Source organism: Aminobacter sp. SR38 (genome assembly GCF_014843375.1).
GTDB classification, from domain to species: domain Bacteria; phylum Pseudomonadota; class Alphaproteobacteria; order Rhizobiales; family Rhizobiaceae; genus Aminobacter; species Aminobacter ciceronei.
In genome coordinates, this window is the sequence record NZ_CP062112.1 from 752,126 (window position 1) to 773,092 (window position 20,967).

General features: G+C 64.0%; 18 protein-coding genes and 1 tRNA gene. 6 read left to right on the forward strand and 13 right to left on the reverse strand.

What is annotated here, in order from left to right:
* The first annotated feature begins 50 nt into the window (after positions 1-50).
* A complete protein-coding gene (locus tag IG197_RS03790; protein ID WP_192317037.1) occupies positions 51-1,460 on the forward strand; it encodes an MFS transporter in 1,410 nt (469 codons plus the stop codon).
* On the opposite strand, the gene IG197_RS03795 is transcribed toward IG197_RS03790, so the two are convergent.
* Complete coding sequence (locus IG197_RS03795; protein ID WP_154385590.1) at positions 1,455-2,177, reverse strand: RlmE family RNA methyltransferase; 723 nt, start codon at positions 2,175-2,177, stop codon at positions 1,455-1,457. The genes IG197_RS03790 and IG197_RS03795 overlap by 6 nt on opposite strands.
* On the reverse strand, positions 2,174-3,589 hold the full coding sequence (locus IG197_RS03800; RefSeq protein WP_371746505.1) for a Ppx/GppA family phosphatase: 1,416 nt from the start codon (positions 3,587-3,589) through the stop codon (positions 2,174-2,176). The genes IG197_RS03795 and IG197_RS03800 overlap by 4 nt, the downstream gene beginning before the upstream one ends.
* Positions 3,590-3,825: 236 nt before the next feature.
* On the opposite strand from IG197_RS03800, the gene IG197_RS03805 reads away from it, so the two are divergent.
* From IG197_RS03805 to IG197_RS03815, 3 genes are all read left to right on the forward strand, one after another.
* Positions 3,826-4,770: a YbhN family protein gene (locus IG197_RS03805; protein ID WP_067966720.1), complete on the forward strand. Its 945-nt coding sequence runs from the start codon at positions 3,826-3,828 to the stop codon at positions 4,768-4,770.
* A gap of 109 nt (positions 4,771-4,879) precedes the next feature.
* Positions 4,880-4,953, forward strand: a tRNA-Gln gene (locus IG197_RS03810).
* Between the two features lie 516 nt (positions 4,954-5,469).
* On the forward strand, positions 5,470-5,991 hold the full coding sequence (locus IG197_RS03815; RefSeq protein WP_154385593.1) for a hypothetical protein: 522 nt from the start codon (positions 5,470-5,472) through the stop codon (positions 5,989-5,991).
* 169 nt (positions 5,992-6,160) lie between these two features.
* Here the strand turns inward: IG197_RS03815 and IG197_RS03820 are convergent, their stop codons facing one another.
* Positions 6,161-7,201, reverse strand: a complete 1,041-nt coding sequence (locus IG197_RS03820; protein ID WP_192317041.1) for a GlxA family transcriptional regulator — start codon at positions 7,199-7,201, stop codon at positions 6,161-6,163.
* Positions 7,202-7,234: 33 nt separating this feature from the next.
* Positions 7,235-8,473: an aminomethyltransferase family protein gene (locus IG197_RS03825; protein ID WP_192317043.1), complete on the reverse strand. Its 1,239-nt coding sequence runs from the start codon at positions 8,471-8,473 to the stop codon at positions 7,235-7,237.
* A 163-nt stretch (positions 8,474-8,636) separates the two neighbouring features.
* Between IG197_RS03825 and IG197_RS03830 the strand changes: the two genes are divergently transcribed.
* On the forward strand, positions 8,637-9,470 hold the full coding sequence (locus IG197_RS03830) for a helix-turn-helix domain-containing protein (protein ID WP_192317045.1): 834 nt from the start codon (positions 8,637-8,639) through the stop codon (positions 9,468-9,470).
* Between the two features lie 77 nt (positions 9,471-9,547).
* Here the strand turns inward: IG197_RS03830 and IG197_RS03835 are convergent, their stop codons facing one another.
* From IG197_RS03835 to IG197_RS03865, 7 genes are all read right to left on the reverse strand, one after another.
* Entirely contained in the window at positions 9,548-10,480 is a 933-nt protein-coding gene (locus IG197_RS03835) for an ABC transporter permease (protein ID WP_192317047.1), read from the reverse strand.
* A complete protein-coding gene (locus tag IG197_RS03840; protein WP_192317049.1) occupies positions 10,477-11,547 on the reverse strand; it encodes an ABC transporter permease in 1,071 nt (356 codons plus the stop codon). Before IG197_RS03840 ends, IG197_RS03835 begins: the two co-directional genes overlap by 4 nt.
* A complete protein-coding gene (locus IG197_RS03845) occupies positions 11,544-13,079 on the reverse strand; it encodes an ABC transporter ATP-binding protein (protein ID WP_192317051.1) in 1,536 nt (511 codons plus the stop codon). Before IG197_RS03845 ends, IG197_RS03840 begins: the two co-directional genes overlap by 4 nt.
* Positions 13,080-13,156: 77 nt before the next feature.
* Positions 13,157-14,149 (reverse strand): BMP family protein, encoded by a 993-nt coding sequence (locus IG197_RS03850; protein ID WP_246765296.1) that lies wholly within the window; start codon positions 14,147-14,149, stop codon positions 13,157-13,159.
* A gap of 131 nt (positions 14,150-14,280) precedes the next feature.
* Positions 14,281-15,327 carry an adenosine deaminase gene (gene add / locus IG197_RS03855; protein ID WP_210346894.1) on the reverse strand — a complete coding sequence of 349 codons (1,047 nt, stop codon included), beginning with the start codon at positions 15,325-15,327 and terminating at the stop codon, positions 14,281-14,283.
* A 95-nt stretch (positions 15,328-15,422) separates the two neighbouring features.
* On the reverse strand, positions 15,423-16,418 hold the full coding sequence (locus IG197_RS03860) for a PDR/VanB family oxidoreductase (protein WP_192317056.1): 996 nt from the start codon (positions 16,416-16,418) through the stop codon (positions 15,423-15,425).
* Between the two features lie 147 nt (positions 16,419-16,565).
* A complete protein-coding gene (locus IG197_RS03865) occupies positions 16,566-17,621 on the reverse strand; it encodes an aromatic ring-hydroxylating dioxygenase subunit alpha (RefSeq protein WP_192317058.1) in 1,056 nt (351 codons plus the stop codon).
* A gap of 212 nt (positions 17,622-17,833) precedes the next feature.
* Between IG197_RS03865 and IG197_RS03870 the strand changes: the two genes are divergently transcribed.
* Entirely contained in the window at positions 17,834-18,766 is a 933-nt protein-coding gene (locus IG197_RS03870) for a helix-turn-helix domain-containing protein (RefSeq protein ID WP_192317059.1), read from the forward strand.
* Between the two features lie 194 nt (positions 18,767-18,960).
* Here IG197_RS03870 and IG197_RS03875 read toward each other — a convergent pair whose 3' ends face one another.
* Together IG197_RS03875 and IG197_RS03880 are read right to left on the reverse strand one after the other, a co-directional pair.
* Positions 18,961-19,983 (reverse strand): GlxA family transcriptional regulator, encoded by a 1,023-nt coding sequence (locus tag IG197_RS03875; protein ID WP_192317061.1) that lies wholly within the window; start codon positions 19,981-19,983, stop codon positions 18,961-18,963.
* A 35-nt stretch (positions 19,984-20,018) separates the two neighbouring features.
* Positions 20,019-20,894 carry a methylenetetrahydrofolate reductase gene (locus IG197_RS03880; protein ID WP_192317063.1) on the reverse strand — a complete coding sequence of 292 codons (876 nt, stop codon included), beginning with the start codon at positions 20,892-20,894 and terminating at the stop codon, positions 20,019-20,021.
* Positions 20,895-20,967 lie beyond the last annotated feature (73 nt).

The following is a 20,967-nucleotide window of genomic DNA, read 5'->3' on the forward strand; positions in this document are numbered from 1 at the left end:
CCAGCGACCGCCTTGCGTCAGACTTCCTGCCTCCCCCGGACTTGCCCCGCGTGAACAGAACCACCCCGCTGATCCTTGCCGTCGCCCTGTTCATGGAGAACATGGATTCGACCGTCATCGCAACGTCCTTGCCGGCGATCGCCACCGACATCGGTACGAGCCCGATCGCGCTCAAGCTGGCGCTGACGGCCTATCTCGTCTCGCTCGCCATCTTCATCCCGATCAGCGCCTGGATGGCCGACCGCTTCGGCGCCAAGCTGGTCTTCCGCGTCGCCATCGGCGTGTTCATGCTGGGCTCGGTCGCCTGCGCCGTCTCTGGTTCCCTAGGCGAGTTCGTGCTGGCGCGCTTCCTGCAGGGCATGGGCGGATCGATGATGACGCCGGTGGCGCGCCTGGTGCTGGTGCGCACAACTGAGAAGAGCGGGCTGGTGTCGGCCATGGCGACGCTGACCATCCCTGCCCTCATCGGCCCACTGATCGGCCCGCCGGTCGGCGGCTTCATCACCACCTTCTTTGCCTGGCACTGGATCTTCCTGATCAACATCCCGATCGGCGCGATCGGCATCTGGCTGTCCGGGCGTTTCCTGCCTGAAATCCCGCCCGAGCCGACACGCCCGCTCGACGTCACAGGCTTCTTCCTCTCGGCCATCGCCGCCTCGGGCATCGTCTTCGGCCTGTCGGTCGTCAGCCTGCCGGCATTGCCGCCGGTCGTTGGCGTCGTGACCATCGGCATCGGCGTGATCAGCGCCCTGCTCTATGTCAGGCACGCCAGGGGCAGGGATTACCCGCTGCTGCAGCTCAAGCTGTTTTCCAACCCGGTGTTCCGGACGGCCATTGCGGGCGGATCGCTGTTCCGCATCGGCGTCGGCGCGACGCCGTTCCTCTTGCCGCTGCTGTTCCAGCTCGGCTTCGGGCTGACGCCGTTCCAGTCCGGCATGATCACCTTCGCCACTGCTGCGGGCGCGCTGTCGATGAAATTCGTGGCGCCGCGCATCCTGCGCACTGTCGGCTTCCGCACCGTGCTTCTGGTCGCCTCGGGCGGCTCGGCCTGCCTGATCGCCGCCAACGGCTTTTTCACGGCCGAGACGCCTTACCTGGTGATCCTGTCGGTGCTGTTCCTCGCCGGCTTCCTGCGCTCGATGTTCTTCACCTCCACCAACGCTCTGGTGTTCGCCGATATCGAGCCGGCGCAGAGCGGCCAGGCAACGTCGATTTCGGCGGCCGCCCAGCAGATCACGGTGGCGCTCGGCGTTGCCGTCGGCGGCGGCGCGCTGGAGTTGTGGAGCGTGTTCACAGGCCAGGCCATCGGAGGCGCAGGCTTCACCTTCGCCTTCCTGGTCATCGCCGTCATCACGGCCCTGCCGATGCTTTTGTTCGCGCGGCTGGCGCCCGACGCCGGCAAGGCTATTTCAGGTCATGGCGGGCAGAGGCCCACAGCCGAAGAGCCGCAACAGCTATGACGGGTCGGGGGCAGCCCTGCCCTTGAAGTCCTTGGCGAGCAAATAAAGCTCGGCCGATTCGTCGCGCGAGGCCGGCGGCTTGACGTGATGGACGCTGCGGAAATTCTGCTTGAGCAGGTTCAAGAGCTCGGCCTCAGTGCCGCCCTGGAAGGTCTTGGCCAGGAAGTGGCCGCCCGGCTTGAGCACCGAAATGGCAAAATCGGCGGCGACCTCGCACAGATGCATGGTGCGGATGTGGTCGGTGCGGCGGTGGCCCGTCGTCGGCGCCGCCATGTCGGAGAGCACGACGTCGGGGGCGCCGCCGAGCGTTTCCGAAAGCCGCTGCGGCGCGGCGTCATCCAGAAAATCCATCAGCAGCACGGGCGCACCGGGCACGGCATCCATTTCGAGATAGTCGATGCCGACGACATGCGGGTTCTCGGCGGTCGAGCCGGTGCGGGCCGCCGCCACCTGGCACCAGCCGCCGGGCGCGGCACCGAGATCGATGATCTTCATGCCGGGCTTGAGCAGATGATGCTTGTCGTCGATCTCGATCAGCTTGTAGGCCGCGCGCGAGCGGTAGCCGTCGGCCTTGGAGCGCTGGACATAAGGATCGTTCATGTGGCGCTCGAGCCAGCGGCGCGACGATTCCTTGAGGCCGCGCTTCTTCTTAATCTTGGTGCGCATCACGCGTGTCGCGCCTGCCGCCACCTCCGGCTTTGTCGGCTTCTTGGTCATCTCATTTGTCCGTTTCGCCAGTTGCGGCGCCACACGCCGTCATCGGCCATCAATTCGCTCAATATGCCTTCGCGCAAGCCCCTGTCGGCGACACGCAGCCTTTCCGACGGCCACACCGCGCGGATCGCCTCGAGAATGGCGCAGCCGGCGAGCACCAGGTCGGCCCGGTCGGCACCGATGCAGGGATTGGCGACGCGCTGCTGGAAATCCCAGCCGAGCACTTTTTCGACCATGCGGTCGACGCTTGAGCCGTCCATCCACAGGCCGTCGACGCGGCGACGGTCGTAGCGGTCGAGTTCGAGATGCACGCCGGCCAGCGTGGTCACCGTTCCAGACGTTCCCAGGAGGTGGAATTTCGGGCTGGAGACGATGTGGCTCAGGCGGTCGCGCCCGTCGAAGGCGCGCAGCCGCGTCGCGACATCCTCGACCATGGCGGCAAAGATCTCGCGCGTCACCGTGCGGCCGCCGAATCGCTCGGCGAGCGAGACGACGCCGACAGGCAGCGAGGTCCACGAGACGATATGATTCGCCAGGCGCGGCGAACGATGGCGCGAGACGTCGATCAGCGCGATCTCGGACGAGCCGCCGCCAATGTCGAACAGGACGACGCCGTCGGTGTCGCGCTCGACCAGCGAGCCGCAGCCGGAAACGGCAAGCCGCGCCTCGGTCTGGCGGTCGATGATCTCGAGCTTGAGGCCCGCTTCGCGTTCGACGCGGTCGATGAACTCCGCCCCGTTCGCTGCCGTGCGGCAGGCTTCGGTGGCGATCAGCCGCGCCTGCCGGATCTTGCGGTTGCGCAGCTTGTCGCTGCAGACCTTGAGCGCCTCGACGGCGCGGTCCATCGCCGGCTGGCCCAGCCGCCCCGATGCCGACAGTCCCTCGCCCAGCCTGACGATGCGCGAGAAGGCATCGATGACACGGAACTGCCCGGGCCTGCCTGGTACGGCGACCAGCAAGCGGCAATTGTTGGTGCCGAGGTCGAGCGCGGCAAAGACCGGCAGCTCGGCCGTCGGCACGCGACGTGCCAGCTCGGCCTGATCCGGCCTGGGTGCGGGACCAGGTTTTGCCGGCGGCATGTTCGGCTTGAGTGCGGCCGGCGGGATGGCTGTTTCAGCCTGTCCGCCGCCGGCAACGGGTTGTGCGCCATCGCGCGCAAAAACCTTGCGCCCGCGCCGGCGCTTGCGCCTTTTCCGGGTCTTTGTCTTGTGTTGCGCAGCGTCCCCTTGGCCGTGACCGTTGACCGGTCGTGCGGCGGCCTCACGGCCCTTTTGAGATCGGCCGGCGCTGTGACGCGACGACCCATCCCGGGAGACACCCGCATCCGACGCGTCAGCGCCGGGCTCGCGGTCCTTCACCTTGCAACTTCCTTCTGGCGCCGCGCGAACCTTTCGGACGCTGCACGCGCATCTCATCTTGTGTTGCGGCCACAGTATCAGCGTGCGCGCCGATCACCAAGGCCGCCCGCGTCGTAATTTGCCGCCCGGCATGCCGGACGCGCCGGGCTTGCGCACAGAAAACCGCAGCTCGGGTTGAATAGCCGGCTTTGATGGGGCAAAGCTGGAACCCCACCCGGTCGTGCGAGCGGACGCATAGCCACAATACGAGGTATCGAAACGCCAGACCGAAAGGAGTGGGCAAGCGCAGCCGCATGAGAATCAAGGACTTTATCTGGCCCGTCATCGGGCTCGGCGCCGTCGCCGTTTCTGCCTGGCTGCTCTACAATGAGTGGCGCGAAATCTCCCTCGACGATGTCTGGAGCGGGCTCGCCGCCATCCCGCCGCATGGCTGGATCCTGTCGGCATTGAGCTCCGTCGTCGCTTATGCCGCGCTTGCCGGCTATGACCACATCGCCCTTCTGCACCTGCGCAAACGCGTGTCGTGGTTCTTCGTCACCGTCTGTTCCTTCACCACCTATGCGCTGTCGCACAATATCGGCGGCTCGGTGTTTTCGGGCGCCGTCATCCGCTATCGCGCCTACGCCAGCAAGGGGTTGACCGGCCAGGATGTCGGCGTCCTTGTCGGCATCTGCTGGTTCACCTTCGTGCTGTCGAGCGTCTTTGTCGGCGCCGTGGTGATTCTGCTCGAGCCCGGCCTGCTCGACCGCTACACCGAAGGCAGCCATGAAGGCTGGTGGATCGCACTCGGCATTGCCATGCTCGTATCAGTCGCGGCTTACGTCTTCGGCAGCTGGCTGCATCTCAAGCCGCTCGCCATCCGCAGCTTCCGCCTCTATTACCCGTCCCTGCCCATCGTCGCGCGCCAACTGATCATCGGCCCGCTGGAAATCCTGGCAGCGGCTGCGATCATCTATTTCGCCCTGCCCACTGAGAACAATCCCGGCTACCTGATCGTGCTCGGCATCTTCCTGGTCTCGTTTGCGGTGGCGCAGGCATCACATGCGCCGGGCGGCCTCGGCGTGCTCGAAGTGGTTTTCCTCACCGGCCTGCCGGAAATGGACCCGGCAACCGTGCTTGCCGCGCTTTTGGTTTTCCGCCTGTTTTATCTCATCATTCCGCTCATTCTCGGCATCGTCGCCGTGCTTGGGTTCGAGCATTCGCAGTTCGGACGCAGCGGCAACACGGACAAGAGCTGAAAACCAAAATTGCCGCTGTCTGTGGGGTTGACTATTTCCCGGCGGCGGCTAAAAGGCGCGCACCGGCGGCGTTGAACAAGCGTCGCGGCCGACACCAGATCGGCCTTGCTGGGGAATAGGTTAACGGTAGACCCACGGACTCTGACTCCGTTAGTCCTGGTTCGAATCCAGGTTCCCCAGCCAAATTTTCTCTAAAAGCCTTTAATCCCTAAATTCATTCCAGTACTGCCGGACCCCGTTTTGGTTGCTCACCAAAGCCTAATACCAATCCTCCCCCTTTATCTCCATCAGCATCTTGGGGGGCACTCCGCTGAGCCCGGCGACACGAGGCTTACACGGCTTTGCTGGAGGAATGCCCCGCCAGGCGCTTGTCTCACCCTGCACGCCATGGAGCGGCACCTTCCTTCCGCATAGTCAGCAGGCGGCCGTCTCGGCTGCTGGCAACTTCGCAGCCATGTACTTCGTGGCGCAGATTGCCTTCTGAGCGAGCTGATCTGGTTATGCCCGCGTGGACATCGTCCAACCCGCCTGGAACGCGACAGCATGTCTACTTCAAAGGAGATGTAGAGAGCCGAGAACGCCTAAGTTTGGTAAGTTGCAATCCGTGGCAAATACAATTTTGATCAAGCAATCTGGGATTATGTCGGCAGGTTCAAACGCTAAGCTGGCGTCCGCTGCCGGGTTCGGGCTGGGGGAGCGATGTTCGGTTGGATTCGGAAGGCAAATGCCGTCAACGTGGCGACAGAAGCTTGCGTGCAACTGGTACGACTGAAGGAAATGGATGGCGGCATCCCGCCGGGGTTTTGGCGTGACCCCTATGTACTTGGATATTTTGGCGGGATGATCCGGGTGCTGGCTGCGTTCAGCTCCAACAGTAAACTCGCCGGCGAAGATTTGGGGAGAGTGATCACGAGCACGCTGGCGAAGCTGACAGGAGCTCGCGGCAGGGAGGTCGTACAGAATTACCTGACGGCGACGAGGGAGATGGACGACGATTTTAAGCTGGGCGTGCTCCACGCACAGAAGGTCATGATGATCCTGTACGGATCAAACCATTTCGACGATGATGCCGACGTCATCATCGCGAAACATGCATCAAAGTACATGGCGGATGCCGGTGCGATCGTCGGTGTAAAGCTGAGCGAGCAGGGGCAGATATCGAGCTATCTGACGCGGAAATACTTCCTCGACGGAGTCAAGCAACGGCTAGGCGCGACCTGAAGAGTTCAGCCGGTTGCCTATGATGCACCCTGCTGTGATCGGCTGTCTGTCGGCACCGAAGCGAGGCGATGCAAAGCATTGCGACTGCCAGCCTGGCTGCCCTGCCCCACGCCCAGCGCGCTGCCCTGCCCCACGCCCAGCGCGCCGCCCTCGCCCTGCCCCACAAACCTCACCGTGCGCGCAGCACGCTCGGCAGGATGCCGAAATGTTCCTTGAAGCTTTTCGAGAAGTAGGACGCCGAGTCGAAGCCGCAGGCGATGGCGATGTCGGTTACCGACATATCGGTCATTTCGATGAGTTGGCGGGCGCGGCGGAGCTTGAGTGTCAGATAATGCTGCCGTGGCGTGGTCGACAAATGGCGCTCGAACAGGCGTTCGATCTGGCGCCGCGACAATGACACCTCGCGGGCGATGTCCTCAAGCGACAGCGGATCCTCGATGTTCCGCTCCATCAGCTGCAGGATGCGCGACAGCTTCTTGCCCCCGCTGCCGAAACGCAAGCCGGGCAGCAGCGACTGGGCGCTCGCCCCGTCGCGCCAGCGGTCGGCGGCGAGATGCTGGCAGATGGTGCGCACCAGCTCGACGTCGCCATGCTGCCCCACCAGATCCATCGCCAGGTCGAAGCCGGCAAACGCGCCGGCGCAGGTGACGATGGAGCCGTCGCGGACAAACAGTGCATCGTCGATGGCAAGGCCGTAAAAGGTCTCGTACAGCGCCGCCATCTTGCCCCAGTGGATGGTGCAGCGAGCCCCGTCCAGCAGCCTGGCGTCGGCGAGCAGCCAGGTCGCGGTGCCCAAGGCATAGATCGGCACGGCGGCGCGGTGGATGCGGCGCAGGAAATTGCGCAGTTCGCAGGTGCCGTGCTGCTCGACGCCCTCGCCGGCGCAGACCAGCACGGCTGTGTGGCGGCACGCGGTGACCGCCGCCTCCTCGGCAAAGATATTGCCCGCCACCGCCAGCGCCATGCCGCTGGCGCAGACCACCTGACAGCCGTCGAGGCTTGCCAGCTGCCAGCGGAACAGCTCCCTGCCCGACAATGAATTGGCGAGCTTGAGCGGCTCGATCATCCATGCCAGGCAGAGCTGCGAGAAACCGGGCAGGAGCAGGATATGGAAGCTCGACACCTCGGATGTCGTGGACGCGCCGGGGGAGCGTGCGGCGCGTGGTCGGGCTTCAGGATCAAACGATGTGGGCCTGTGAGCGATGTTCACGTGCCTCTCCTCCCGATGTCATTATTGCCGTCGTCAGCCTTTCGAGCGGCGGATTTCGATGAACGGCAAGGAGACAACGGTGGCCGGGACCCGCCCGATGGCCGCACCCTCGTCGTCCTTCAGCTCGACATCGACAACCGTGCCAGGTGACGACAGCTCGGCGGGCAGGAAAGCGAAGCTGATGGCGCGCTTCAGCGTCGGGCTGAAGGCAAGGCTCGAGGCGCGGCCCACCGGTTTGCCGGCGTGGGAGGTACCCTTGTGGAAGATGGGCATCGAGCCCCAATACGCCCGGGACAGTGCGGTGCCGTAAGCGCTGTTTTCGGCAGCCGCGGTAACGATCGCGCTGGCGTCATAGTGCAACCCGACGAAGCGCCGCCCCGGCTCGGCCGCAGCGGCCTGAAGCGCCTGCTTGCCGACAAAATCGCTGCCGAAATCGATCAGCCGCCCAAGGCCGGCCTCGATCGGCGTGATGTTCAATTCGTCTGTGACGTCGACGCGCGCGGTGCGGGGATCGGGACCTGCGCCGTTATAATCGGCCGAGACCAGGATCAGGCCGGCCTCGATGCGGGCGACGTCAACGGCATATTCGCCGGCCGGCAAAACGCCAAATGGCTGACCGACAGCCTGCAGCTCCCGCCACACCGCAGCCCCCGCTGCCCTCGGCACCCAGAGCTCGAAGCCGAGTTCGCCGGTGAAGCCTTGCCGGGCAACAAGAATGTCATGGCCGGCAATGGCGGCGCGTCCGATCTGCGAAAATTTGAGACCGGACCAGTCGCGGCCGGTCGCCGCCTGCATCAGGTCGAAGGCGCGCGGCCCCTGCAGCGAGAGGATGCCATAGTCGTCGGAGGCGTTGCGGATCGTAACCTGCAGGCCGCCGGCCTGACTGGCAAACCATGCGTGGCTTGTTTCACCCGAGACGATGAACCAGTCGTCCGCCAGGCGGAGAACCAGGCCGTCGCCGACCATAAGGCCGTCGCGGTTGCACCATGGCGCATACATCACGTGGTCGACCGCAAGCCGCGTCATGTCGCGGGTCATCAGCCGGTCGACGAGGCGATGCGCGTCGGGGCCACGCAGCTCCATCTTGGGCAGCGGCGACATGTCGATCATGGCTACCGCGTTGCGGATCGCCGCCAGTTCCTGCGGCATGCTCGTATAGACGTCGGAGACGATGTATTTGTCCCACTGATACCACCAGGTGGTCCGCATCTCGGCGCTCGTCGCAGCATGGAACGGTGTGCCGTTGCCTGCCAGTTCAGCCTTGTCCTGCACTGTCTTTCTCCTCCTGACGTGAGTGTCTTGACTGTGCAGCCAGCGGGGCGCGGAGAGAATACCGCGCCAACGGCAATGCATATCCCTGATTAAAGCCGGGATGGAACTTATCCAACAGCGGTCTTACTCTGCTTTACCTGAACAAAGCAGAGGGTGTGCTGGCATGGACTCCATCGTCGACGTCGGCCACGGTTTCGCCTTCGGCGAGGCGACCTATTCCCGCGGCGGCGTCTATGGACCTTTGTCGAGGCAGTATGTCAGCCTGATCTTCGTCCATGAGGGGTTGATCAGGGTCACCTGCGACGACGAGAAAACGACCCTTGCGGGTGGGCAAGCCGCCTTCTTCAAGAATGACCGCCTGTTCCTGATCGAGATGGAACGCGACATCCTGCACCGGGTGGGATGGTGCGAAGGCGTACCCGGCAAGATCTGGGCAAGCGGGCCCTCGCCGCTCGCCGGCGCCTCGCCTGTCGTCGCTCTGACCGAAAGACTGGCCGCCCTGCAGCGCATCGGCGTCGAGCTCGGCTTTTCCTCGAGCACCGGCCTCAACGACGTGCGCAATGCCGTTGGCTACGCGCTCTACACCGCCTTCTTCCATGAGGCGCGGCTCAGCGAACGCGACCGCTTCGTTCCCAGGCACGTCCTCAGGGTGAAACGGCACATGGATGAAAACATGGACAAGGACATCACTGTCAGCGCGCTTGCCGCCATCGCCAACCTGTCGCCGCAACAGCTGATCTCATCGTTCCGCAAGCACCTTGGCGTCACGCCGATGCGCTATCTCTGGCAGATCCGGGCCAATCGCGGCCGGGCCCTGCTGCTGCAAAGCGGCCTGTCGGTTTCCGAGATCGCCTATCAGTGCGGCTACAAGAACCCGTTTCATTTCTCGCGCCACATCAGGCAGAATTTTGCGATGACGCCGACCGAGATCCGCGCCAACAAGGGCTATCGCCCGCCGAGCGACGTGCTGGAAAACCCCGGCAATACCGCGTTTTGATCTCAATGACGAAACAGGCGACATGCCGGAAGCATGCCGCCTGTTGGAAATGGTACCGTAGTCGAGCCTGCGCCCGGTCATTCCCTGGCGTAGGGGATGCCGAGCCTCGCCGGCTGGCCCGAGCGGAAGCGCAGGCCCATCAACAGGCCGATCGAAGCGAGATAGGGCAGCGCGAGCAGCAGCTGGTGCGGAACCTGGGCGCCGACCACCTGCAGGTGAGTGGCGAGCGACTCCAGGAAAGCGGAGGCCGTCACCGCGATCAGAACGCCCATTGGCCGCCAGTTGCCGGCGATGAGTGCTACGATGACGATCCAGCCGCGACCGGCGGTAAAATCGGCAAGGAAGCGGTCGGAAAAGCCGAGCATGAGGAAACCGCCGCCCAGCCCGGTCATCGCACTGCCCAGCATGACGGCCAGATATTGCCGGGCCGAAACGCTGAGCCCCTTGACGTCGAGCGCCTTGGGATTTTCGCCGAGGCAGCGCAGTTCGAGCCCATAGCGGCTGCGATAGAGCAGGAACCAGACGACCGGTACGACCAGCAGGGCGACATAGGTGAGCGCCCGCTGCGAAAACAGCACCGGGCCGATGACCGGGATGTCGGACAGCAGCGGGATGTCGACGTCCTGAAAGCCGGAGAATATCGGCTGCGCCCGGCCCTGGATGTAGCTCTGGAACCAGTAGAGCGTGAGCCCGCCGGCCAGAAGGTTGAGGCCGAGACCGGCGATGAAATGGTCGACGCGCAGGGTCGCGGTCATGAAGGCGATGACGAGGCCCATCAAGGCGCCGGCAACGATTGCCGCAAGTACCGCCAGCCATAACGAACCGGTCAGCGTGGCCACCAGATAGGCGGCAAAGGCGCCGGTCAGCATCGTGCCCTCGACGCCCATGTTCCAGATGCCGGCACGCTGGGTGATCAGCTCGCCCATCGCCGAGAACAGCAAAGGCGTCATGATACGGATGGTCGAGGCGAGGATGCTGATGATGATCGCTTCCTGGAACAGCTGGCTCATTGGACGGCAACCTTCATGACGATGCGATAACGCGCCAGCACACCGGCGCAGAGGAAGAAGAACAAGGTGATGCCTTGCATTGCCGGGACCAGCGAAGCCGGCACGTCGCCAAGCACCCGCATATAGACGGCGCCACTCGCCAGGCCGCCGAAGAACAGCCCGGCAAAGACGGTTCCTATCGGGCTCAGGCCGCCGATCATGCCGACGATGATGCCGGCATAACCAAGGCCGATGAGATTGTCGGCGCGCAGGCGGTGAGAAACGCCGAAAAGCTCGATGGCGCCGGCAAGGGCGGCAAGTGCTGCACTCGCCATCATGATCACGCTCACCGTGCGGGCGATGTCGACGCCCTTGTGGCGCAAGGCCTCGGGATTGTAGCCCAGGCCGCGGATCTCATAACCCAAAGGCGCGCGCGACATGACCAGCGCGCAGATGGCGGCAGCGAGCAAGGGCAAAAGCACCCCGGCATGCAGTCGGCTGCTGCCGAACAGCGCCGGCAGGAAGGCCGTATCCGGCAGCATCGGCGACTGGTGGTAGGCAATCGTGCCGCCCGTCTCGCCCCAGGGGCCGCCCTGCAGCAGCCATGACAACAGGTAGACGACGAGATAGTTGAGCATGACCGTCGAGATGATCTCGTTGACGGCAAAGCGGTTGCGCAGCACCGCAGCGATCCAGCCGAGCCCCATGCCGGCCGCCATGCCAAGTGCGAGCACGCCGGGGAAAAACAGGAGCGGCGGCAGGCCGGCAAGCAATTGCGCGCCGAGATAGCCGCCCATCGCCCCGGCAAAGACCTGCCCTTCCTGGCCAATGCTCCAGATCTGGGCGCGGAAGGCGATGACAGTCGCAAGGCCTGTGAGGATCAGCGGTGTTGCCTTGACCAGCGTCGCTGCCAGCGCCTTGGGCGAGCCGACCGAGCCTTGCAGCAAGGCGCCGAAGACCTCGGCCACATTGGCGCCCGTCGAGGCGATCAGGATGGCCGATACCGCGAGGCCCGCGACAGCGGCCATGATGAAGGACAAAAGCGTCCAGAGCGCGTTCGCCTCCACCCTGCGTTCGAAGACGATCATGCCGAAACCCTTTCCTTGCTGGCCGCGATGCCCCCACGGCGGCCGGCCATCATGACGCCGACTTCGGCAACCGTTACCGTCCTGGGGTCGACGATGCCCATGATCTCGCCCTTGAACATCACGGCGATGCGGTCGGCGAGGCTGAACAGATCGCTGAGCTCTTCGGAGGCGAGCACGATGGCAAAGCCCTCGGCGCGCTTCTTCAAGAGTTGCGACTGCACATATTCGATGACGCCGACGTCGAGGCCGCGCGTCGGCTGGTTGGCGAGCACCAGGCCCGAGGCATGCAGGAACTCGCGGGCGATGATGATCTTCTGGGCGTTGCCGCCCGACAGCTTGCCGGCCGCAACATGTTCGTCGCGCGTGGCGATCTGGTATTCGCCGATCATCTCCCGGGCCAGGCCGGTGATCGCTTCGCGATCCATCAACGGGCCGTTGCAGTATTTCGGGCTGCGCTGCCAACCAAGGACGACATTCTCAGCGACGCTGAACTCGGGAACCAGTCCTTCGCGGAAACGGTCGTCGGGAATGTGGCCGACGCCGCGGTCCATCATCGCCCGCGGCGACATGCCGGCCACCTCCTCGCCCTTGAAGCGGATCGAACCGGCGGCGGGCCTGCGCACGCCGCAAAGCACCTCGAACAGTTCCTTCTGGCCGTTGCCGGCAACACCGGCAATGCCGAGAATCTCATGCTGCGCGACCGAGAAGGAGACGTCCTTCAGCACCGCATCGCCCCAGAAGCCGCGCGCCGACAGGCCCTCAACGGCGAGGATGGTTTCGCCGGGAGCCAGTTCGGGCTTGGTGACAGTGAAGGAGATGTCGCGGCCGACCATCAGCCTGGCCAGCTCGTCGGGCGTGGTGGCGGGCGTGTCGAGCGTCGCCACCACCCTGCCCTTGCGCAGCACCGTCACCCGGTCCGACTGCATCACCTCGACCAGCTTGTGGGTGATCAGGATGATCGACATGCCGCGGGCGCACATCTTGCGGACGATGTCGAACAGCACCTTCGACTCGCCCGGCGTCAGCACCGCCGTGGGTTCGTCGAGGATCAGGATCTGCGCATCGAGGTAAAGCGCCTTGAGTATCTCGACCCATTGCTGGCGCCCGACAGGCAGCTCCCAGACATAGGCGTCGAGGTCGAGATCGATGCCGTAGCCGTCGCAGATGCCCCTCAGCTTCTGGCGCGCCTCGGCGGCGTTCAGCCGCCAGCCCGAGCGCTGCGTGCCGACGATGATGTTTTCGAGCACGGTGAATTCGGGAACGAGCACGAAATGCTGGTGCACCATGCCGATGCCGTGACGGATGGCGTCCATCGGCGAGGCAATCTGCACAGGCTGATCGCGCAGCAGGATCTCGCCCTTGTCGGGCCGGTAGAAGCCGAAGATGCAGGACGAAAGCGTCGACTTGCCGGCGCCGTTCTCACCGAATAGGCAGTGGATCTCGCCGCGGCGAAGATCGAAGTCGACATTGTCGTTGGCGGTGACCCCGGCGAACCGCTTGGTCAGGCCTTCGACACGCAAGGCAGTGGACATGAGAGGTACCCAATTTCGAGTGAGCGAAGGCCGCGGCAGGCTAAGGCGCCCGTCGCGGCCGGGCTTTCAACAGGGAATTACTTGGCCTTCGGATCAGAGACGTCGACAGGCACCTCGAAACTGCCGGCCATGATCTTGGCCTTGAGCTCGTCGATTTCCGTCTGGACCGCGGCGGGCACATTGCCCTGCAGCTCGGCATTGGGCACCACTGCCGAGCCGCCGTCCTTCATCGCGAACCAGCGCTTGTCGGTGTTGCCCTGATAAGGCTTTCCTTCCGCCTTGTGCGCCCACCATTCGTCGACGATCCAGCTGACATCGGGATCCCACTGCGCCACGGCGCTGGACAGCACGGTCGACGGCGAGAACGATTTCTGGTCCTGGAAATTGCCGAAGCACAGGATCTTGGCTTCCTCGCACGGCTTGAAATTGCCGGTGAGCTGGAAGATCAGGTCGGCGCCCGTGGCGATCTGCGCCTTGGTGTATTCACCTGCCTTGGCCGGGTCGTACCAGGATTCGATGAAGGCGACGGTGCGCTCGACGGCTGGGTTTGCCGCCTTGGCACCAGCGAAGAAGGCATTGATCTCGTCGTTGACGTCATCGGCCGGGAAGGTTCCGACGGCGCCCAGCCTGTTCGACTTGGTCAGCTTTCCAGCGGCATATCCAAGCAGATAGGCCGGCTCGTGGACACGCTTGTAGACCCAGTACTGATTGCCGCCGAGCCCTTCATTGCCCGAGCCGACGACGACGAAGAGAATGTCGGGAAACTCTTCCCGCAGCTTCTTGACCTGGTCGGAATAGGTGCTGTGGGCCCAGATGACGTCATATTCGCCACTTTCGGCAAAAAGCCGCATGGCATCGCCTGCATCGTCGCCCCACAGCGGGTCGGTGTATTTCCAGGTGATGTCGAGCCCGTGCGGCTTGGCCACTTTTGCGCGTTCTAGCGCCTCGATCAAGGTGCCATCCCAGGCACTCTCGATGCCGGCCGACAGGATGACGGCGATGTTGAGCTTGTCAGGGTCGGCTGCCGCTGCGCGCTCGGGACTGCCTGTCATGGCTGATATGGCAAGCATCGCCAAGACCGCCAGCCTTCTAGCGAGATGTTTCAACATAGGATCGTACCTTTCCCTCTGGTGTTATTGTCCGGGTTCTATCCCGTCTGTTCTTGTTGGTTGGGCCGCCTCCTCCTCGAGCCGGCCTGGTCTCAATTGGTGACGTGCGCCTCCTCCGGCTCGGCCATCAACAGGTCGATATCCCTGGTCCACTCGGCCCGCCAGGCGCGCCTGGTGCTGTCGTCGAGCCAGGCCGCATCGAGAGAATTCAGCGCCAGCGCGGCAAGGCTCGCCCGGTCGAGCGACATGGTTTCGGCAAGCAGCCGGTATTCCTTGGCAAGGTCGGTCTGCAGCATGGGCGGGTCGTCGGTATCGACCACCAGCTTGAGACCGGCGTCGAGCATGGTGCGGATCGGGTGGTCGGCGGCGGTAAGGTCGCGCCAATGTGTGAGGATGACTGTCGAGCTCGGGCAGACGGTGAAGGCGATGTCCTCGGCGATGCAGCGCGCGACGAGATCGGGATCTTCCATGACGCGGTAGCCATGGTCGATGCGCTCGACGCCGAGCAGGTCGAGCGCGTCACGCACATTGGCCGCAGGGCCGCCCTCGCCGGCATGGGCGGTCAGCCGCATGCCCGCCTTCTTCGCCTTGTCGTAGACCGGTTTGAACGGCGCCGGCGGAAACGGCTCCTCGTCATAGTCGAGGCCGATGCCGATGACCTTGTCGGAGCGGAACGGCAAAATCAGCTCGAGGAATTCGAAGCTGCGATCGAGGCTCAGCTCGCGATTGATCGCCGGAATGAGCCGCGACACCAGGCCGAAGTCGCGCTCGGCGTCGTCCATCGCCTGGAGGATGCCGGAAAACATGGTCTGGTAGCTGATGCCGGCATCCTGATGCACCTGCGGGCTGAAGAAGAATTCGGTGTAGCGGCCGCCGGCTTTGGCGACATGTTCCAGCGCCTCATAGGCAATCAGGTGGAAATCGTCTGCGTCGACGACGGAGCGCGCGACGAGATCATAGACTTCGAGGAAATCGACCAGATTGTCGTAGCGGTAAAGGTCCTCGACCTCGTCGAAATCAGGCAGCGCGACATTGTTCTTGCGCGCCAGCTTGAGGAACGTCCTGGCCTTGACCGCACCGGCCAGATGCAGATGAAGCTCTGCCTTGGGCAGGTTCCGCACGAATTGTTCCAGTTGCATCATCTTTCCCTTGGTGGCTTCCTTCTCGGGCCTGCGGCCCTCGCGCTTCGCTGCCTGGTGAACCTTCAGTGCCGCATGGAAAACACCCTTCCGGCCTAGAGATCGAGGATCAGCTCGGCGCTCAGGGCGCGCGAGCAGCACAGCGTCATGTGGTCGGCACGCTGCCTGTCGGTCAGAACGAGATCGCGATGGTCCGGCTCGCCCGAAACCACCCGCGTCACGCAGGTGCCGCAGATGCCCTGTTCACACGACACCGGAATGTCGATGCCGTTGTCGGCCAGCACCTCGACGATGCTTCGCCCCGGCGCGACGTCGAAGCTGTGGCCGGTACTCGCCAGCGTGATCCTGAACGGCTGGTCGGATTGCGCCTTTGGTGCCGCGTTGGCGAAATACTCGCGATGCACGGCATCCGCCGGCCAGCCTGGCTTGGCCCTGGAGACCACGGCGTCGAGAAAACCTGAAGGACCACAGGCGTAGAGATGCGCGCCTTCCGGCCGATAGGCCAGCAACCTGTCCAGGCTCAGCAGCTGCGCCGGAGGGCCGTCATCGAGATGGAACCTGACCTTGCCGGCAAAGGGCGAGGCCTCGATTTCGTCGCGAAAGGCCAGGCGGTCGGCGCTGCGGGCGCAATAATGGAACTCGAAATCCCGCCCCAGCGACGATAGCCGATAAGCCATGGCCAGGATCGGTGTGACGCCGATGCCGCCGGCCAGCAGCAGCGAAAACGGCGCGGTTTCATCGAGCTCGAAGGCGTTGCGCGGCCTGCTCGTCTCCAAGGCATCGCCAACGTCCAGCCTGTCGTGGACATAAGCCGATCCGCCACGGCCGCCAGGCTCGCGCAGCACGCCGATTGCATAGCGGTGACGCTCGCGCGGATCGTTGCGGAGCGAGTATTGACGCGTCAGGCCGCCGGGCAGGAACAGGTCGATGTGAGATCCCGCCGTAAACGCCGGCAAGGGTGCGCCGTCCGCTGCAACGAGGTCGACTGCCACGATGCCCTCGGCAGAGGTCCACTTGCGTGCGATCTGCAGCCGCAGCCTGTTTTCGGCTACCGGTGCCGAGGGCGCGAGCCCGTTTCTCGTGAACGCCATGGTCAAGACGCCCTCCTCCATTGCTGGGCTGCCTGGCCGTCGAGCTGTCCTGGTCGGGCGCCAAACACGGCCTGGTGAAGGAAGCAGGTTTCGAAACGGATCGGCATCGTCTTTCCCTGATATCTGCAGTTGCGATGTGCTGCGGGATCAACTCGCGATCGGCGCACCAAGGCCAAATTTGCGGACCAGCCCACGGCGATATTCGAGCGACATGCGATCCGACGGCACGTGGATCTCCTCGGTCAGATCGAGCGGCAGTTCCTCGGGATGCTGCTCCTCGACCATCGGCTTGTCCTCGTCGTTGATCAGCAGCGCATCCTTGACCCAGTAGTCGGTATCCGGATCGCCTGACGTGTCGGTCATCATCTGGAAGATGCGTGTCTCGCGCGCCGAGACCGGGCAGACGGTGTCGGCGAAGTAGACGACGTAGTCGGATCCCTGCGGATCGATCTTGATCAGGGTGGAGAACGGATAGGTCAGCTCGTAAGTATAGACCACGTCGCGCTCGTCGCCTTCGACGCCGTCGTCGAAGCGGTTGAAGCCTTCATGATAAGGCAGCTCGAAGCGCAGGCCATAGTCCGTCTGCTCGACGTCGTAAGGCGGGATCGGATCGGCCGTGCTGCCGCCGAAGCTCTGGGTGTGAACCCAGGGAAAATGGGCAACGTCGTTGAAGTTCTCGACATGCCGGCTTGCTGCTGCATACCAGGTGCCTTCGGGCACATAAACCTTGCGCAGGGCCGGGTTGGAAATGCCGTCCCACTCCGGCAGCTGCCAGATCGCCTCACCCTTCAGGCACGTCCAGATGATGCCGTAGCGCTCGACCGAGGCGTAGGTTTCGAGGCGCAGCTTGGGAGGTATGCGCCCTTCGGAATTGGCGATCGACGGGATCTTCGAACAGGCGCCGTCATGACCGAAATGCAGCCCGTGCATCGGACAGACGATCTGGTCGTCAGCCATCCAGCCGGCGCTGATGCGGGTGCCGCGATGCGGGCACAGATCGCGCGCCACAGTGATTCCGGCGGATGTCTTGTAGATCACAAGGTCGACGTCGAGCAGCTTTGCCCGCACCGGCTTGTCGGCGATGTCGTGAACGAAGGCGATCGGATGCCAGAACGAGGCGAGGATATGCCAGTCGCTGGCGGCAAATGTGCAGCCGCGCGGCAGCTCGTCTCTCGTCTTGGAATGGTCGGCTGGCAGAAACACGTTTTTCCTCCAGAGGATGCGTCTTGCTGGCATGTCCAGGCGGCGTGACCGGCTCGCCCGTTGATGTCTGGAGTATTCCGCAGCCCCTGTTTTCACGGAATGCCTGCGTCGGCCGAAAACATATCTGACGTTAAGACCACATTCTTCTTATCTTTGACGACGCATTGAGCCGTGTTAGGAAAACGCATGGCACGGCAAGCGAGGCCTTGGCTATGCGCGCATTCATCGACAATGGAAGAGGCTTCGCCTTCGGTGAGGCGATATATCCGGCAGGCGGCGTCTATGGCCCGCTCAAGGAGCGTTATGTGACCTTGCTGATCATCCATGAAGGCAAGGCAAAGGTCATCTGCGACGACGAGGAGACGGTGCTGGGTGCAAGAAGCTGCGGCTTCTTCCGCAACGAACGCGGCCTGTCCATGGAATATAGCGAGGGGCGGCACACCAGGGTGAGCTGGTGCGAGGGCTATGCCGGCGACGTCAGCGAGGCGCTTGCCTCGCGGCTGCGTTCGCTGCCGACCCGCATTCCCCTGCCACAGCGCATCGAGAGCATCCAGCGGCTCGGGGTGGAGCTCGGTGCCGGCTCGAGCTCCAACCTCAACCAGTTGCGCAATGCGCTGGGAGAGTCGATCTTTCTTGCCTATTTCCATGAAGCGCAGATGTCCGAGCAGGAGCGGCAGACGCCGCGTTCGGTTCTGCGCGCCCGCTTCTATATCGACGAGAACTACGAGAAGGAGATCACGGTCGACCGCCTCGCCGCGCTCGTCGGCGTCACGCCGCAGCATCTGGTTTCGTCGTTCCGCAAGCATATCGGCGTCACGCCGGTGCGCTATCTCTGGCAGGTCAGGGCCTCGCGCGGCCACTTCCTGCTGCTGCAGACCGGCCTGCCGATCTCCGACATCGCCTATCAGTGCGGCTACAAGAACCCGTTCCACTTCTCCAGGCAGATATCCGAACAGTTCGGCCTGTCGCCGCGCCAGGTGCGCGAAAACAAGGGCTACCGCATGGCAAGCGACGTCGCCGAAGGCGCCGGCGACACGGCCTATGGCATGGCGCTTTCAGACAAGACGGTGCTCCAGCCCGAGGCGTCAGCGACGATGACGGCAATCGAGGACCCGACCGACCCCACGGGTGCACGGGAGGTCTAACCGACCGCCGCGCCGGCGCCGGCCACCGGGCAAACAGGTCCAGCCAGGGCGATGACTTCCCGTGGTAGACGTCATCTGGAGCGCGGGAAAGACCGACGGACCCGGATCACGGCCGGCGCAGGCGGGCCTGCCTGGCGATGTCCGGCCGCAGTCCGGATCTGGCGGCAGCCCGACTGGTCGCGAGATGGGAACGGCTAGCTTCTGAGTTGGCTGGGAAGGCTGCCAAAATGCTCCTTGAAGCTCTTCGAGAAGTAGGACGGCGAGGCAAAGCCACAGGCAATGGCAATTTCGGTCACCGGCATTTCGGTGAGCTCCAACAGCTGCCGGGCCCGCCCGAGGCGCAGCTTGATGTAGTATTGGCGCGGCGTCGTCGACAGCAGTCTCTCGAACAGGCGCTCGACCTGGCGGCGTGACAATGACGCCCAGCGGGCGATGTCGATCAGCGGCACTGGATCCTCGATGTTGCGCTCCATCAGCTGGATGATCTGGAGCAGCTTGCGTCCGGTGGCGCCATGGCGGAGGCCCGGCGGGGCCGACTGACAGCTTGCGCCGTCGCGCCAGCGGTCGGCGGTCAGGTGCTGGCAGATGGTTCGGGCAATCTCGATGCCGCAATGTTGCTGGACGAGATCGATCGCCAGGTCGAAGGCAGCGAAATCGCCGGCACAGGTGACGACCTGGCGATCGCGTATGAACAGGGCGTCATCGATTTCGATGTTGTGGAAGCGCTCGGCGAAAGCCGCCAACTTGTTCCAGTGGATGGTACAGCGCTTGTCACCGAGCAGCCCGGCATCGGCTAGCAGCCAACTGGCGGTGCCCATGGCATAGACGGGCACCCGACGCCTGGCGGCATGGCGCAGCATGCTCCTCAGATGTGGACCGCCCTGCCCCTCCACCTCCTGCCCGGCGCAAATCAGCAGCGCCGGCGGCCGATCAGACTGGACGGCGACCCCGTCGAAGCATCCTTGAACACCAATTGAAATGCCGCTGGCACTCACCACCGGCAAGCCATCGAGACTTGTAAGCCGCCACTTGAACGGCGACCTGCCGGACAAGCTGTTGGCGAGATTGAGCGGTTCGGTCAGCGCTGCGAGCGACAATTGCGAGAACCCGACCAACAGCAGGATTTCCATGTCGACCCCATCGCCTGGCTCAGGCACGAGACCGGAGAGTGGACTGCTCGCCGGCCTGAAATCCGTTTGCTTGCAGGGCGCATTCATCGCTTGCTCCTCCTGGCTTCCCCTCTCTTGCTTCGTCAGTTCGCCCGCCGGCGCCGAAACTCCTCAAGCCACGACAGCGATTTCTCCCACCCGCCGAAGGGAAAGACGTGCAGGAAGGTCTGCGCACCACAGCTCGATGCCAGGCCAGCCTCGATGGCCTCGATCAGGTCGCCGGGGTCCTTGTCGGCAAGTACGTTGAACAACCCGACGCCGGAGCGGCGGAGTGCTGCGAGCGATGGCCCGACACCGCACATCATGGCGAACTTGATCAGCTTGGTCAGCGACGTGACGCCGGCCACTCCGAGATGGACCGGAATGCTCGGGTAGGCGCGATGCAGATCGTTTGTCCAGGCCGCCATCATCGCCCCGTCGAAGGCGAATTGCGAGACGATGCGGGGAGCAAGGTCGCGGTCATGGCAGATGGCGATCTTGCGCAGCAGCGCATGGGCGAGCGCGCTCCGGCCGATTGCGGGATGGCCCTCAGGGTAACCGCCGATGAAGGCCGTCCGGATCGTGCTGTCGGCGATGACGGGATGGGCAAGCAGGTCGGCAGCATCCTCAAGCGGCCCGTTGGCGGCAAGCGGGTTGCCGCCGACAAACAAGGCCTCGGTGACGCCGTTGCGGCTATGGGCGCCGACGAGGTCGACGAACTCCTTCGGTGACGCGAAATGCCTCGCCCCGAAATGCGGCACGGGCACGAAACCTGCCTGCCTGAGCTGCCTCGCCGCCTCGACCTGCAAGGCCAGAGGCTTGCCTTCGAGATGGGTCAGGAAGACACGTGAGCCCTCGGGAAAAGCCGTTTCGAGCGGCAGGAATCCCGCGGCCTGCGCCGGCGCCAGCTCGAGTGACACGCCCTCGGCGACAAGGTTCGGCGAATTCTCGGGTGTAAGGCGATGCTTGGGTTCGGGCATTTCGGATCTCCGGGCAAAGAGGGAGCAAGCGCCGGCTTGGGGGCCGCGGCGGGGACTGTGAAGGCGCAGGAGG

Coding starts and splice junctions, on each gene's coding strand:
- IG197_RS03880 (WP_192317063.1), bottom strand. CDS start 20,894: ATGCCCGAACCCAAGCATCGCCTTACACCCGAGAATTCGCCGAACCTT.
- add (WP_210346894.1), bottom strand. CDS start 15,327: ATGCAACTGGAACAATTCGTGCGGAACCTGCCCAAGGCAGAGCTTCAT.
- IG197_RS03795 (WP_154385590.1), bottom strand. CDS start 2,177: ATGACCAAGAAGCCGACAAAGCCGGAGGTGGCGGCAGGCGCGACACGC.
- IG197_RS03870 (WP_192317059.1), top strand. CDS start 17,834: ATGCGCGCATTCATCGACAATGGAAGAGGCTTCGCCTTCGGTGAGGCG.
- IG197_RS03815 (WP_154385593.1), top strand. CDS start 5,470: ATGTTCGGTTGGATTCGGAAGGCAAATGCCGTCAACGTGGCGACAGAA.
- IG197_RS03860 (WP_192317056.1), bottom strand. CDS start 16,418: ATGGCGTTCACGAGAAACGGGCTCGCGCCCTCGGCACCGGTAGCCGAA.
- IG197_RS03875 (WP_192317061.1), bottom strand. CDS start 19,983: ATGAATGCGCCCTGCAAGCAAACGGATTTCAGGCCGGCGAGCAGTCCA.
- IG197_RS03805 (WP_067966720.1), top strand. CDS start 3,826: ATGAGAATCAAGGACTTTATCTGGCCCGTCATCGGGCTCGGCGCCGTC.
- IG197_RS03850 (WP_246765296.1), bottom strand. CDS start 14,149: ATGCTTGCCATATCAGCCATGACAGGCAGTCCCGAGCGCGCAGCGGCA.
- IG197_RS03835 (WP_192317047.1), bottom strand. CDS start 10,480: ATGAGCCAGCTGTTCCAGGAAGCGATCATCATCAGCATCCTCGCCTCG.
- IG197_RS03845 (WP_192317051.1), bottom strand. CDS start 13,079: ATGTCCACTGCCTTGCGTGTCGAAGGCCTGACCAAGCGGTTCGCCGGG.
- IG197_RS03830 (WP_192317045.1), top strand. CDS start 8,637: ATGGACTCCATCGTCGACGTCGGCCACGGTTTCGCCTTCGGCGAGGCG.
- IG197_RS03800 (WP_371746505.1), bottom strand. CDS start 3,589: ATGAGATGCGCGTGCAGCGTCCGAAAGGTTCGCGCGGCGCCAGAAGGA.
- IG197_RS03840 (WP_192317049.1), bottom strand. CDS start 11,547: ATGATCGTCTTCGAACGCAGGGTGGAGGCGAACGCGCTCTGGACGCTT.